Source organism: Ochrobactrum sp. RH2CCR150 (assembly GCA_014138095.1).
GTDB classification, from domain to species: domain Bacteria; phylum Pseudomonadota; class Alphaproteobacteria; order Rhizobiales; family Rhizobiaceae; genus Brucella; species Brucella gambitense.
Window position 1 is genome coordinate 14,290 of record JACGXE010000008.1, and the last position, 12,875, is coordinate 27,164.

The following is a 12,875-nucleotide window of genomic DNA, read 5'->3' on the forward strand; positions in this document are numbered from 1 at the left end:
GAAATGTAATGCGCCAAACAGGCCCGCATCGCAAGGCTTGACTTTTAGCTGACTCATTATAACTTTAGAATAATTCTAAACTAATGGATTTGATTATGCTGAGTCGATTTTTCCGCAACGGTCGCCGCCCGTTCGATTCGCTTTCCGAACAGGAAATACTGGCGCTTGCCATCTCGTCTGAAGAGGACGATGCGCGCATCTATCTTGCTTACGCCGATGGGCTTCGTGAAGAATTCCCGCAATCGGCCAAGATTTTCGAGCAGATGGCGGAAGAAGAACACGGGCACCGCGATGCGCTGATCGAGCGGCACCGGGCGCGTTTTGGCGACCATATTCCGCTCATTCGCCGCGAACATGTCAGCGGCTATTACGACCGCAAACCTGATTGGCTGGTGCGACCACTGGGCATCGACAAGGTGCGCGACGCGGCGTCTGAAATGGAAGATCAGGCCTATCGCTTCTATGTCGAGGCGGCAAAGCACGTCACCGATGCGGGCACGCGCAAGCTTCTGGGCGATCTGGCGCTTCAGGAAAAGCAGCACGAAGTCAAAGCCGAATCGCTGGAACATGAACTGACACCCGAAACCGTGCAGGACGAGGAACGCGCGCTTGAGCGCAAGCAGTTCATCCTCACCTATGTCCAGCCCGGACTTGCGGGCCTGATGGACGGTTCTGTCTCCACCCTTGCGCCAATCTTCGCTGCCGCCTTCGCTACGCAGGACACCTGGCAGACGTTTCTCGTCGGCCTGTCAGCCTCGGTCGGCGCAGGTATTTCGATGGGTTTCACGGAAGCCATTCATGATGACGGCAAGCTGTCAGGTCGCGGATCGCCGATCAAGCGCGGCCTGTCCTGCGGTATCATGACGGCGCTCGGCGGCCTTGGCCACGCCTTGCCCTATCTGATCACGGATTTCTGGACGGCTACGTCTCTGGCGGTCGTTATCGTGTTCTTTGAACTCTGGGCCATCGCCTTCATCCAGAACCGTTTCATGGAAACACCATTCTTCCGCTCGGTCCTGCAAGTGGTGTTGGGCGGCGCGCTCGTTCTCGCCGCAGGTATTCTGATCGGCAACGCCTAGGCTGTTGCAACACCCTGAGGAGGCGACATCGCCCCCTCAAAACCGTCGATGGCGATGCGGCCCTGCCGGGAGACGGTGACAAAACTGTTTGCCGGTACGGCCATCCAGTTGCCGGCTTCGCCATCCAGCGGCTCCGACACGACACAAATGCCAGATGAAGCGCCAAGCGTCGCCGTGTAAAGCGTCGGCGCAAAGGCGTCGGTGGCATAGCGGATCGCATAGAGCTGATTGCCGTCTGAGAAAGCCGCAGTCAGCCGCAGAAATGGCGGTACATCGGCCTTACCCGCCTCGTCCACAATGGTGGAGACCATACGCTTCATGGCCTGAACCGGATCGCTGTCGAGGCCGAATTCCAGCATCAGCAGAAAGATCAGTTCGGAATCGGTTGCGCCGTGCTTCTGCGCATAAACATGATCGCTCAGATGCGCTTCCAGCCTGCGACGCAGCCGGTCGAAATTGCCGATCTGCCCGTTATGCATGAAGCTCCAGCGCCCGGAAACGAACGGGTGGCAGTTGGAGCGGCTGGTCAGCCCGCCTGTCGAGGCGCGCACATGCGCAAGAAAAAGGCGCGATCTTATCTGTCGCGCCAGGCTACCCAGATTCTGATCGGACCATGCGGGCAAAATATCCCGATAGAGGCCCGGCTCGGTGCGATGCCCGTACCAGGCGACGCCGAAACCGTCGCCATTGGTGCGTGTTTTGGCTTCATGTGCGTCGTGGCTCTGCGCCACGAGCGAATGACAGGGAGACGAAATAATGTCTTCCAGATAGGTCTCAGGTCCAAGATAGGCGGCCCAACGGCACATGTGCGATCCGATATAAACGTGTCGCCCGAAAGCGGAAACCGCGTGACTCAGCGACCTCTGTTATGCGTCCGCTCATAGAGCTGACGGACGATGGTGCTTGCAGTCTTTTCGAACAAAAATGGCAAAAATGCATGGATCAAAGCAGCAAAGGCTGCTCCGAACAGCTTGAATGAGAAACGTCCGGCAAAGGCCATATGCTCGAAATAGGTCTCATCGACAGATGCGGGATGGTCGGTGAAAATGCGGGTAATACGCGTGGTCATTGCAAATGCTCCCGTTTGATTGAGAAATTCTTTCTCTTTTGCCCTGCGCTGAAGCGCCCTTCTGGAAAATCATTTTAGCAAGAAAGCAGAAGATGAAATCTCAAATTATCCTTGAAATTAGTATAGAATTGGGACAATCATCCCACCATGATAGCTTCACTTGACGAAATTGATCGCAAAATATTGGGAGAACTGCAGATTGACGGCACGCTGTCTGTTGATTCTCTGTCGGAACGCGTGAACCTTTCGCGCAATGCCTGCTGGCGGCGGGTGAGGCGCATGGAGGAAGAGGGCATCATCAAGGCGCGTGTCGCGCTGGTGGATGCCGAGATGGTGGGCTGCGGCCTGTCCGTGTTCATTCTGGTGCGCACATCCAGCCATGATCCGCAATGGCTGTCGAAATTCCGCAATGCGACCGCGCGATTTCCGGAAATCGTCGGCGTCTATCGCATGACCGGCGATCTGGATTATGTGCTGAAAGCGCGTGTCGCCGATGTGAAGGCCTATGACCGGCTTTACCAGCAGCTGATCGCCAGCGTTCCGCTGTCGGATGTTTCTGCTTCCTTCGTGATGGAGGAGATCAAGGAAACCACCTCCGTTCCACTCGACATGCGCTAAAACCTTTGCTTCTCCCGACGGCATGCCTACATGCCCCAACGAGCGCATTCTCGTTGATGGCGCATTGGCGAAAGGAAATCTCGTGAAAAGATTTGATGGAAAGCGGGTGCTCATCACGGGCGGAACGAGCGGCATGGGGCTGGCTGGCGCCCGCCGTATCATTGCTGAAGGCGGCACGACCGTCATCACGGGACTGAATGACGAACGCCTTGCATCGGTCGCGCAGGAACTGGGCGACAAGGCGCAGATGTTGAAAAATGACGCTGCCGATCCGGCCTCGGCAGAGGCACTGGCTACGGCCATCCGCTCGAAGGGCGGATTGGACGGCCTGTGGCTGAATGCAGCCTTCGCAACAATCGGCGCACCGGAACAGATCACAGCAGCAGCCTTCGATGACATGATGGCCGCCAATGTGCGGGGGCCGGTCCTTCAGCTTGCCAGCCTGTCCGATCTTCTCAATCCCGGTTGCTCGGTGGTTCTAACCTCCTCCAGTTCCACATATGAAGGCGCTGCGGCGACGAGCCTCTATGCGGCCACCAAGGGCGCTATTATCGCCATGGCGCGATCCTGGGCTTCAGCGCTGGCCCCGCGCGGCATTCGGGTCAATGTTCTGGTGCCCGGTCCAATCGAAACCAATTTTCGGCATTTTTTGCCCGAGGAAGCCCGCACCGGTTTCGAGCGTTTCGTGTTGGATCAGGTGCCGCTCGGTCGCGCTGGCACCGCCGACGAGGCAGCCGCAGTGGCGCTGTTTCTGCTGTCCGACGATGCATCCTATGTGACGGGCAGCCAATATGCTGTGGATGGCGGCCTCATCATGCACTGACGGGGAGCACTCCATCCGCTAAAAACATGATCCTGTGCCGTACTATCATTGCAAAACGCCAAATAGGCGGTACACCTTTGATCTGTTTTCACGTATGAGCGTCGCCAATTTGAATCCCCGCAGGAAAGGCTCCCTCATGACCGCAGCATCCGCTCAAGCACCAACGCTCGGTATCATTCGCCTCGAACATGCGAATGGCCTTGATCTCCCAGCCTATGAGACCCCCGGTTCTGCAGGCATGGACCTGCGTGCAGCCGTCGCCGAAGACCGGCAGATCGTGCTGTTGCCCGGCCGCCGGACGCTGGTGCCGACCGGCCTGATCTTCGAGATCCCGGAAGGCTATGAAGTGCAGATTCGTCCGCGCTCCGGCCTCGCCTTCAAAAACGGCATCACCTGCCTCAACACGCCGGGAACCATCGATTCCGATTATCGCGGCGAAGTGAAGGTTCTGCTGGTCAATCTGGGTGACGATGATTTCCGCATCGAACGCGGCATGCGCATCGCACAGGCGGTCTTTGCACCGGTGGTGCAGCCGAAGATCGAGGAACGCGCCGAAGTGACCGAAACGGCGCGCGGCGCTGGCGGCTTCGGTTCGACCGGCACAGCCTGATCGAGCCAGAAAAGACGATAGAAAAAGCCGGGCTACATGTCCGGCTTTTTTTATCTGGATTTTTACTGTGTCAGCACTGCCTGTTGGCAAATCACACCGGTAACCTGCACGTCGGCTTGGCCCAACTTCACCCCGAGGAGGTCCAGAAGACCAAACAGCAGATTGTCGAGAAGTGCGGAAACCGGCGACAACAAGGTGCCCAGCAAACTAACGATGCCGGTTGCATCTACGTTCAACACCAGAACATTGAGTTCAGCATGCATGTTACTGATGAGCGCCGATGTGAGTGAGGATACCAGTTTTGATGAAGAAACCGTCTTTACTTTTTTGCTCGCTATATCGCTGGCGCTGAACGTCAGTATCCGTTGCTGATCATCACCGAGTGGAATTTCAGCGGACGCCGTGACCCCTGCAAGATAGACCTTCAGTCCCAACAAATTGAGACCAAGGATTTGCGCAATCTGCTTTTTGCTCACTGACGGTTTTTTACTAAAGTCGTTCATATCTATATTGAGATCACCAAGATAAATACCAGCTATGCCGGTTTTAACGCCTATCCCAACAGTCGCGTTTTGAGGGCCCGCAGGGCAGCTCACACTTTTCAGTTCCCCCTCAGCCGAGGCAATATCGATGTAGATCGGCAGTTCTATATTGGCGAGTGTATTCAACCCGAGGGCACCATCTCCAATCGCTACAACGAGCTTTATCCTTATCTGGGCCGTGCGCACGAGTGACCCCAAAGCACCGACCCTGAAAAACGGCGTTTTCTGAGCCGGTTCGCCTATGGCAATTTCAAGTGTCACTTTCACCAATCCCAGGAGATTGATAGGCGTGGAGATCGTTGCCTGGTGCTTTCCACCGAGCATCACACCTGCCGAAATCATCTGCAAAACATTGGCCGTGATGCTGTAATTACCAGCAGACCCGATGCTGGCATTTGCCAGCGAACCCAGCCCCAAAAGCTTGCCAACAGGCAATTTGGTGGCAAGTGCGGCTGCGTCTTTTCCCAAAAGATTAAGTGCCGCCTTGGCCGTCGCATTGTTGGTCACGACATCAGCCATCACCTTTGCCAGTACACCCACCGACACATTTGTATTCAACAGCTGATCGTAGGTCCCAGCCGTCAGGCCAACCTGCGGAGCAAGCTTGTCGAGAAAGCCAAGCAGATTGATATCGGTAGCGGCTAGCGCGTTATAATCCACCAGTTTGAGATTGAGAGACGTGCCCAGCAAACCGCCAAGAAGGCCGTTCAACGCGCTTTCACTAGTATTGAGGCTCGCCAGTCGCGAGCCGATGGAAAAGGCGGCCTCTGCGTGTGAAGCGGCCATACCGCTCGCACTCACCGCAGGGCGGTCCATCAGCGCCTGGCCGAAATAGAGATTGCCGGGTCTCGCCAGCGTCACCCGCACAGCGTCTGGACTTATTCCGCCCGCCACGAAGCGCGAGCCCACAGCCACCGATTTATCGGCGGTGTAGTTGCCGGTCTCCACCCAGACACGTGTGAGATTATCCGTCTTGCCCTTGACCACGGACGGATCGTAGGCGCCCGTCATGATGACAGGATTAAGCCCATTGGCCAGCAATTGCTTTTTGACGGCGTCGCTGGCGGTTCCAATCGCGCTTGCACCACTGATTGCGGCCAAATCGGCCATGTTCTGCAATTGCCGCCGCTCCAGATAGAGCGAACTTGAATCGATGGTGAGTGCAGCAATTGCCAGAAATATCGGCGTGACAAGGGCCGCCATAGTGGCCAGATTGCCGTTGCGCGCTTGAAAAAAACGTAAGGCCCCCGCCCACATGTCATGTTCCTCCGAGCCGGATCGTCGAAGCACGCGTGATCGTCTTGCCGGGTAGCGGCAATCCGGTCAGCAAATTCCAGATCGGCAGATTGGCCGCGTTATAGCTGATCGTGACTGTAAACTGGCTTGGATCCGACGATGCATTATCAATCGTGGCTTTCACCTGTGTCGGATTGATCAGCGTGTATTTGGCCGCGTTTTTCTGAATGTAAGTCGTGGCAAGCGTCTGCCGTTCCGTCGCGTCGATGCCCGCAAGCGCCGTGCGCGTCGCGTCCGCAGCAAGTTGCTGCACCGCATTTGCCGCCCCCAGATAGATGCCGAAGGCGATGACGCCCATCAGCAGCAACAGAAAAACCGGTGCCAATATCGCAAATTCTACTGCCGCAGTTCCAGATTTATTGCTGGAGAAAAGAACAGTCGATTTTAAACTTTCAGGAAGCCGTATTCTTCTCTTCAATAGGGGAAAGTTAATCGTTTTAAATGCGCTCCCGCAGTCCATATGCCCTCCCGTCCAAGAGCAGATAAACTAGATTGTATATACATTACGAATGAACGTGCTTCATGCACGCGCATTCAACTGTTAACCAGAAGAAATGCGTTCGATTTTATTACAATAATTACCCATGATATCACCGTCGACATCATATCAACATACAATAATTTAATAAAAGCTAAAGAGATAGAAGCAGCATCGCCTTATTCAACTCAAGGTAAATTATAACCAGCAGTTGCATAAGAAGATAATTAAATAATCAGAAATCCTTGTCTTCCCGCACCTGCCCACAACGCTTGCCCCTCCCCTTCGGCCAGCTCGAACACCACCAACAATGGCTGGTTGCATGACAAATATTTAAGGTGAAATCTTGAGTGCGAGAGTTTAGATACCCCGAAGCACCAACTTGTTGGGAGCAACGCCGGTGCATAGCGGTTATCGAGCGCGGCGGTTCCAGGGACAAATAAGTGACTTCCCGCGTGAGTGGGACTTCAGGAATTCAGGGGGTTATCGTTGCGCACATCTTCCGCTTCATCCGGTTCTGGCCAGAAGGCTGCATCGTCACAAAAACGCGCATCCGTGAGACGTCGCCGCTGGTGGCTTTGGCTGCCCGCTGCAGCAATTGCCGCAGGCGCTGGCTGGTATTTCTACGATGCACGGGCCGCTGTGAACGATAAGGGCAGCTATCTCGCTGAAACGGTGATGCGCGGCGATATCGAAAACGCGATCACTGCCGTAGGCACGCTCAGCGCCTTGCGCAGCATCAATGTCGGCGCGCAGGTCTCAGGCCAGCTCAAGGCCGTGAAGGTGGAAATCGGCGATCAGGTCAAGGAAGGTCAGTTCATCGCCGAAATCGACCCCTCTCCCTTTGAGAAGAAAGTCGAAATTGCCAGCGCACAGCTCGACAACCTCAGGGCCCAGCTTCTCAGCAAGGAAGCGCAGCTCACGCTGAAAAAGCTCAGTGCGGCACGGCAGAAATCCCTGCTTGCCACGCAAGGCGTGTCCCAATCGACGGTCGATCAGGCCGAAGCAGACCTTTCCATAGCCGATGCCGATGTGAAGGCGCTTGGCGCGCAGATTCGCCAGCAGCAGTCGCAATTGGCCAGCGACACGGTTGATCTCGGCTATACCAAGATCAACAGCCCCATGGAGGGCACGGTCGTCGACCAGTCCGCCAAGGAAGGCGAAACGCTGAACGCGTCGCAGACCGCCCCGACCGTCGTGACAGTCGCAGACCTCAAGGTCATGACGGTTGAAGCGCAGGTGTCCGAAGCCGATATTTCCAAGCTGACGCCCGGCATGGAGGTCTATTTCACCTTGCTCGGCCAGCCGGAAAAGCGATTCGCGGGCAAGCTGCGCCAGATCAAGCCGACACCGGCCACCGAAAACAATGTCGTGCTTTATTATGCACTGTTCGATGTGCCGAACCCGACCGGCGAACTCATGATCAATATGAGCGCGCAGGTCTATTTCGTGATCGATTCGGCCAAGGATGTGCTGCTCGTTCCGACCTCGGCGCTGAGCTTCAAGCGACGCGATCCATCCGGTAGCCCGGAAGGCCAGCAGGCCGAACGCCCGCAGGGGCAGCGCAACGGACCACGCAATGGCGACCGCCCGCGTGATGGACAGCATCGTGGAAAGCCGCAACTCATCGTCAAGGTCGTTGATGCAAGCGGCGCGCTCACCGAACGCACGGTTGAAATTGGCGTGCGCAACCGTGTGCAGGCCGAAGTGAAAAGCGGCTTGGAAGAAGGCGACAAGGTGGTCGTTACCAGCGCTTCCGGCGCCGCACCGGGTGGAAACGCCAACGCACGTGGCGGTCGTCGCCCCGGCGGCATGTCCTTCTTCTGATGGCTGCGCCCATACAAGACGCGCCCCTCATCCGGCTTGAAAGTATCAGCAAGACCTATCACAACGGCGACCTCGCCGTTGAGGTACTGCATGGTATCAGCCTCGACATTCATGCAGGCGAATTCGTCGCCATCATGGGTGCATCGGGCTCAGGCAAATCCACCCTCATGAATATTCTGGGCTGCCTCGATAGCCCGACCGGCGGGCAATACCGGCTCGACGGCGAGGATGTCTCGACACTCGATGCCGATGCGCTGGCCGCCTTGCGCCGCCGCACATTCGGCTTCGTTTTCCAGAGCTATAATCTGATCTCGACTTCAACCGCACAGGAAAATGTCGAGGTTCCGGCAATCTATGCCGGAATGCCCGCTGCCGAGCGTCAGGAGCGCGCCGCCGAACTGTTGAACTCGCTGAAGCTCGGTGACCGTATCGACCATCGCCCCAACCAGCTGTCAGGCGGCCAGCAGCAGCGTGTTTCCATTGCGCGGGCACTTATGAATGGCGGGCGCATTATTCTCGCGGACGAGCCGACAGGCGCGCTCGACAGCCAGAGCGGTGAGGATGTGATGGAACTGCTGCGCTCCATGCACAAGCAGGGCCACACCATCATCGTCATCACCCATGCCCGCGAAGTGGCGGAGCGCGCAGACCGGCTGATCGAGATCAAGGATGGCGAAATCCTTTCCGATACGACCAAGCGCGATATTCCGGACCGGCAGGCCCCGCGGCGCTTGCAGCAGGCGGGCGACGGACATGCGGCGCGCATTGCCGATATTTCCGAAGCCGTGAAAATGGCCATGCGGGCCTTGCGGGCCAATATTTTCCGCACAGTGCTAACACTTCTCGGCATCATCATCGGTGTCAGTTCGGTGGTGACGATGCTGGCCATTGGCACCGGGGCGCAGAACTCGATCCTCGACCGCATCAATGCCATGGGCACCGATCTGGTGCTCGTGCGCCCCTCCATGCCGGGCTTTCGCGGGGGCAGTATTGCAACGCTTGTACCAGCCGATGCGGACGCGATTCTTGAACTGCCGAATATCAAATCGGCGGTGCCGGAGGTGACAGGCACGGTCACGCTCAGGCGCGGCAATGTCGACTATCAGTCACAGGCCAACGGCACGGTTCCGGCTTTCTCGGAAGCCAAATCCTGGAAGCTCGCGACGGGCGACTTCATCACGCAAAACGATATAACATCCTATGCGCCGGTTGCCGTTCTCGGAGCCACAGTGGTCAAGACGCTGTTTCCGGATGGCAGCAATCCGATCGGGCAACATATTCTGATCCAGAAAATCCCGTTCCAGGTCATCGGTACGCTGGAGCCGAAAGGTGCGGGCTTCGGCGGCACCGATCAGGACGATGTGGTTATCGTTCCGCTTTCGACCGGCAATCTGCGCTTGTTCGGCCAGAAATACGTCCGCACCATCACCGTGCAGGTGAAGGATTCGGATCTGATCAACACAACACAGGAGCAGATTCAGGATCTGCTCGACCAGCGCCACAAGCAGCGCGACACGATGATCACCAACATGTCGTCGGTGCGTGACGATGCGGCGGCCATGGGCAGCACCATGACGCTGTTTCTCGGATCCGTCGCCGCCATCTCGCTTCTGGTCGGCGGTATCGGCGTGATGAATATCATGCTGGTTAGCGTGACGGAGCGCACACGTGAAATCGGCGTGCGCATGGCAACTGGCGCACGCCGACGCGATATTCTCCTGCAATTCATCACGGAAGCGCTCACCGTCTCGGCTATTGGCGGCGCTTTCGGCGTGGTCATCGGCCTTGGAGCTGCCGCCATTGCTGGCTGGGCAGGACTTTCCGTCGGCTATAGTATCGGCCCGGTTCTGCTCGCTTTCGCCTGCGCCTTCGCAACCGGTCTGGTCTTCGGCTTTTTACCAGCCCGCAAGGCATCGCGGCTGCTTCCCGCCGTGGCGCTGTCGTCGGAATAGGACAAACAAAAAAGCCGGTCTGGAGAGAACCAGACCGGCTTTTCTATTATCGATAATCTTGGCTGTTTTACTTGAACAGCAGAGGCAGCGTGATCGGCATCCGCGCCTTGGCCATGGCCGCCGGAGGTGCAGGCACAGGCGAAGCGCGACGTGCAGCTTCCAGCGCCAGCTGGTCAACCGCCGGATCGCCCGACGAACCAGCCAGACGTGCAGAAATAACATTGCCCGACGGATCGATCACAAATGTCACCTGCACCAGCCCCTTGGCATTGCGAGCCTTGCGTTGCAGGAAGCGTACATTACGGGCCATGTGAGCCTGCAATTTCGATGTCCACTTGGCCGAGCTTACGCCAGCCGAGGCTGAGTTTTCACCACGACGATTTGCAGCAGCCCGTTCGCCATTATCGGCATCCATGCGCGGTGCGCTCGCCTGCCGGGTTTCCTGAGCCTTTTCTGCCTTCTTGGGCTTCGGCTTCTCAACCTTTTGCGGCTTCGGCTTTTCGACCTTTTTGGGTTCCGGCTTTGGCTCTGGCTTCGGCTCAGGCTTTGGTTCCGGCTTTTCAACCGGCAAAGGCACGGCCACTTCCGGCTTTTCAGCCTCAACCACATCCGGAATGATCTCTTCCGGCTTCTCCTGAACTTCCGGTTCCGGCTGTGGCTCGGGTTCCGGCGGTGTCACCTGTTCCGGCTCCGGGGGTGTCGGTTCTTCAGGCTGCGGTTCCGGCTGAACAACCGGCTCAGGCTCGACTTCCTTGGGAGCTTCCGCCGTTTCCGGCTGTGCTTCGTCGGCAACCTGCTCTTCCATCGGAGCCATAGGCTCTGGTGCAAGCTCGACCACCATGGCCGCGACCTGTCCGCCATCCGGCTGATCTTCTTCCTGCGCCAGATGAATGGCGTAGGCTCCAGCTGCATGCACAGTCAGCACAAGAATGCCCGCGCCGATCCAGCGTCCCGCATCATGCCAGAAGGAATGATGATGGGCGTCGGCAGAAGCCACCTTCACGGGAGGATGATCGGGCGGAAGTGCATTCATTGGGCAGCTCCGGGTGCGGTTCCCGCCGGGGCGGGAGTCTGAGCTGGCGCTTGCGCAGGGGCTGACGCCGGTGCCGATGCACCAACGGTTTCAAGGCCGACCAGCGCAATCTTGAGATAGCCCGCTTCACGCAACGAATTCATGATGCGCATCAGTTCTTCATAAGGAACAGCTTTGTCAGCCCGCAGGAAAATGCGCGTTTCCTTGTTCTTCTCGGACAGGCCGTCCAGCGCAGCGCCCAGACGCTCGCGGGCAACGACATCATTGCCCACGCTGATGCTCAGATCATCCTTCAACGTCACATAAAGCGGCTTGTCGGGACGCGGCGCAGCAGCGGCGGTCGACGCAGGCAGGTCAACCTTCACATCCACGGTCGCAAGCGGTGCAGCCACCATGAAGATGATCAGCAGAACCAGCATGACGTCGATGAAGGGCGTTACGTTAATCTCGTGATTGAGCTCGAGATCGTCACCGCCACCTTCGCGAATTTTACTCGCCATGACGCCTACTCCGCTGCGTACAGCGTGCCTTCACGCACGCCGGCTGTCCTGAAATCCAGATCGCGGCTGACCAGACGTTCGACGCCTGCCGACGCATCGGCCAGAAGCGAACGATAGCCGGTGATCGCACGGGCAAAGACGTTGTAGATCACAACCGCCGGAATAGCGGCCACAAGGCCAATTGCGGTGGCGAGCAGAGCTTCAGCAATACCGGGAGCCACAACGGCCAGATTGGTGGTCTGCGCTTCACTGATATTGATGAACGAATTCATGATGCCCCAGACCGTGCCGAACAGACCGACAAACGGTCCGATGGAACCAATGGTGGCCAGAATGCCCGTACCCTTGGACAGGCGGCGGCCAGCCTTGGCTTCAATGCGTGACAGGCGCGACGAAACGCGTTCCTTCAGGCCCTCGCCTCCCGCGCGTGCCAGTGCAGGGGTGGAGAGACGAACCTCATCTTCGGCGGCGCGCACCATGATGGCGCCCGGGCCCTTGACGCCATCAAGCGCACGGACAGCATCGGAAAGCGTTGCGGAATGACCGATGGTCTTCAGCGCCTTGTTGGCGCGGCGGCGCGCACCCGCCAGTTCGAGCGACTTGGCGACCCAGATGGTCCATGTTGCGAGCGAGGCAAGACCGAGACCGATCATCACCGCCTTCACAATCCAGTCGGCAGCCATGAACATGCCCCATGGCGACAGGTCATGCGGAAGGCTGGCATCTCTTTCTTCGGCTGCTGGCTGACCAGCAATGACGGGCTGCGGCTCGGCCTGCGGGGCCTGAGTTGAGGCGGGAGCCTGCGGCTGCTGATCTACAGGAGCCGGCTGCGCTGCCGGGGCGGATGGCGCAGATGCAGCCGGTGCGGGCTGAGTGGTCGGCTGAGCGGCAGCAGGAGCCGCTGAAGGATTGGGCTGCGTCGCCTCTTGAGCCAATGCCGGACCAACGCCCAGCAAGACAATGCCCATCGCCGCAGCCATGAAGCCCTTCCGACAGAAACCAGTCATCTTGATCGCCTTTTGATTGTTCAACTCGGGCGCCAAGGACG

13 protein-coding genes are annotated in these 12,875 nt (G+C 57.8%); 6 read left to right on the forward strand and 7 right to left on the reverse strand.

Annotated features, from left to right (window positions below; translation table 11 throughout):
* Window positions 1–95: 95 nt before the first annotated feature.
* The gene (mbfA, locus tag FHW03_RS16450; RefSeq protein WP_182521633.1) at window positions 96–1,079 is read left to right on the forward strand and encodes an iron exporter MbfA; all 984 of its coding nucleotides are present in this window, start codon (window positions 96–98) and stop codon (window positions 1,077–1,079) included.
* Here the strand turns inward: mbfA and FHW03_RS16455 are convergent.
* Window positions 1,076–1,885: a class II glutamine amidotransferase gene (locus FHW03_RS16455; protein WP_182521634.1), complete on the reverse strand. Its 810-nt coding sequence runs from the start codon at window positions 1,883–1,885 to the stop codon at window positions 1,076–1,078. The two genes, mbfA and FHW03_RS16455, sit on opposite strands and share 4 nt — an antisense overlap.
* A gap of 47 nt (window positions 1,886–1,932) precedes the next feature.
* Window positions 1,933–2,148, reverse strand: a complete 216-nt coding sequence (locus FHW03_RS16460) for a DUF6356 family protein (RefSeq protein ID WP_182521635.1) — start codon at window positions 2,146–2,148, stop codon at window positions 1,933–1,935.
* Window positions 2,149–2,295: 147 nt separating this feature from the next.
* Here FHW03_RS16460 and FHW03_RS16465 point away from each other — a divergent pair, with 147 nt between their 5' ends.
* From FHW03_RS16465 to dut, 3 genes are all read left to right on the forward strand, one after another.
* Complete coding sequence (locus FHW03_RS16465) at window positions 2,296–2,766, forward strand: Lrp/AsnC family transcriptional regulator (RefSeq protein WP_182521636.1); 471 nt, start codon at window positions 2,296–2,298, stop codon at window positions 2,764–2,766.
* A gap of 82 nt (window positions 2,767–2,848) precedes the next feature.
* Window positions 2,849–3,589: an SDR family oxidoreductase gene (locus FHW03_RS16470; RefSeq protein WP_182521637.1), complete on the forward strand. Its 741-nt coding sequence runs from the start codon at window positions 2,849–2,851 to the stop codon at window positions 3,587–3,589.
* A 136-nt stretch (window positions 3,590–3,725) separates the two neighbouring features.
* Window positions 3,726–4,199 (forward strand): dUTP diphosphatase, encoded by a 474-nt coding sequence (gene dut / locus FHW03_RS16475; RefSeq protein ID WP_182521638.1) that lies wholly within the window; start codon window positions 3,726–3,728, stop codon window positions 4,197–4,199.
* A 62-nt stretch (window positions 4,200–4,261) separates the two neighbouring features.
* Here dut and FHW03_RS16480 read toward each other — a convergent pair whose 3' ends face one another.
* Entirely contained in the window at window positions 4,262–5,998 is a 1,737-nt protein-coding gene (locus FHW03_RS16480) for a pilus assembly protein TadG-related protein (RefSeq protein ID WP_182521639.1), read from the reverse strand.
* A gap of 1 nt (window position 5,999) precedes the next feature.
* The gene (locus FHW03_RS16485; RefSeq protein ID WP_182521640.1) at window positions 6,000–6,497 is read right to left on the reverse strand and encodes a TadE/TadG family type IV pilus assembly protein; all 498 of its coding nucleotides are present in this window, start codon (window positions 6,495–6,497) and stop codon (window positions 6,000–6,002) included.
* 507 nt (window positions 6,498–7,004) lie between these two features.
* Here FHW03_RS16485 and FHW03_RS16490 point away from each other — a divergent pair.
* Together FHW03_RS16490 and FHW03_RS16495 are read left to right on the forward strand one after the other, a co-directional pair.
* Window positions 7,005–8,342 (forward strand): efflux RND transporter periplasmic adaptor subunit, encoded by a 1,338-nt coding sequence (locus tag FHW03_RS16490; RefSeq protein WP_182521641.1) that lies wholly within the window; start codon window positions 7,005–7,007, stop codon window positions 8,340–8,342.
* Window positions 8,342–10,294 carry a MacB family efflux pump subunit gene (locus tag FHW03_RS16495; RefSeq protein WP_182521642.1) on the forward strand — a complete coding sequence of 651 codons (1,953 nt, stop codon included), beginning with the start codon at window positions 8,342–8,344 and terminating at the stop codon, window positions 10,292–10,294. The genes FHW03_RS16490 and FHW03_RS16495 overlap by 1 nt, the downstream gene beginning before the upstream one ends.
* Before the next feature lie 67 nt (window positions 10,295–10,361).
* On the opposite strand, the gene FHW03_RS16500 is transcribed toward FHW03_RS16495, so the two are convergent.
* From FHW03_RS16500 to exbB, 3 genes are read right to left on the reverse strand one after another with little or no spacing between them, the layout of a single operon-like run.
* Complete coding sequence (locus FHW03_RS16500) at window positions 10,362–11,327, reverse strand: energy transducer TonB (RefSeq protein WP_182521643.1); 966 nt, start codon at window positions 11,325–11,327, stop codon at window positions 10,362–10,364.
* Window positions 11,324–11,827 (reverse strand): TonB system transport protein ExbD, encoded by a 504-nt coding sequence (exbD, locus tag FHW03_RS16505; protein WP_182521644.1) that lies wholly within the window; start codon window positions 11,825–11,827, stop codon window positions 11,324–11,326. Before exbD ends, FHW03_RS16500 begins: the two co-directional genes overlap by 4 nt.
* Before the next feature lie 5 nt (window positions 11,828–11,832).
* Window positions 11,833–12,870, reverse strand: coding sequence for a tonB-system energizer ExbB (gene exbB / locus FHW03_RS16510; protein WP_182521645.1), 1,038 nt, complete (start codon window positions 12,868–12,870; stop codon window positions 11,833–11,835).
* Between the last annotated feature and the right edge of the window lie 5 nt (window positions 12,871–12,875).

Bases quoted from the DNA above. Each gene is read 5' to 3' on its own strand.
- mbfA (WP_182521633.1), top strand. From the start codon at position 96: ATGCTGAGTCGATTTTTCCGCAACGGTCGCCGCCCGTTCGATTCGCTT.
- FHW03_RS16455 (WP_182521634.1), bottom strand. From the start codon at position 1,885: ATGTGCCGTTGGGCCGCCTATCTTGGACCTGAGACCTATCTGGAAGAC.
- FHW03_RS16460 (WP_182521635.1), bottom strand. From the start codon at position 2,148: ATGACCACGCGTATTACCCGCATTTTCACCGACCATCCCGCATCTGTC.
- FHW03_RS16465 (WP_182521636.1), top strand. From the start codon at position 2,296: ATGATAGCTTCACTTGACGAAATTGATCGCAAAATATTGGGAGAACTG.
- dut (WP_182521638.1), top strand. From the start codon at position 3,726: ATGACCGCAGCATCCGCTCAAGCACCAACGCTCGGTATCATTCGCCTC.
- FHW03_RS16480 (WP_182521639.1), bottom strand. From the start codon at position 5,998: ATGTGGGCGGGGGCCTTACGTTTTTTTCAAGCGCGCAACGGCAATCTG.
- FHW03_RS16485 (WP_182521640.1), bottom strand. From the start codon at position 6,497: ATGGACTGCGGGAGCGCATTTAAAACGATTAACTTTCCCCTATTGAAG.
- FHW03_RS16495 (WP_182521642.1), top strand. From the start codon at position 8,342: ATGGCTGCGCCCATACAAGACGCGCCCCTCATCCGGCTTGAAAGTATC.
- FHW03_RS16500 (WP_182521643.1), bottom strand. From the start codon at position 11,327: ATGAATGCACTTCCGCCCGATCATCCTCCCGTGAAGGTGGCTTCTGCC.
- exbD (WP_182521644.1), bottom strand. From the start codon at position 11,827: ATGGCGAGTAAAATTCGCGAAGGTGGCGGTGACGATCTCGAGCTCAAT.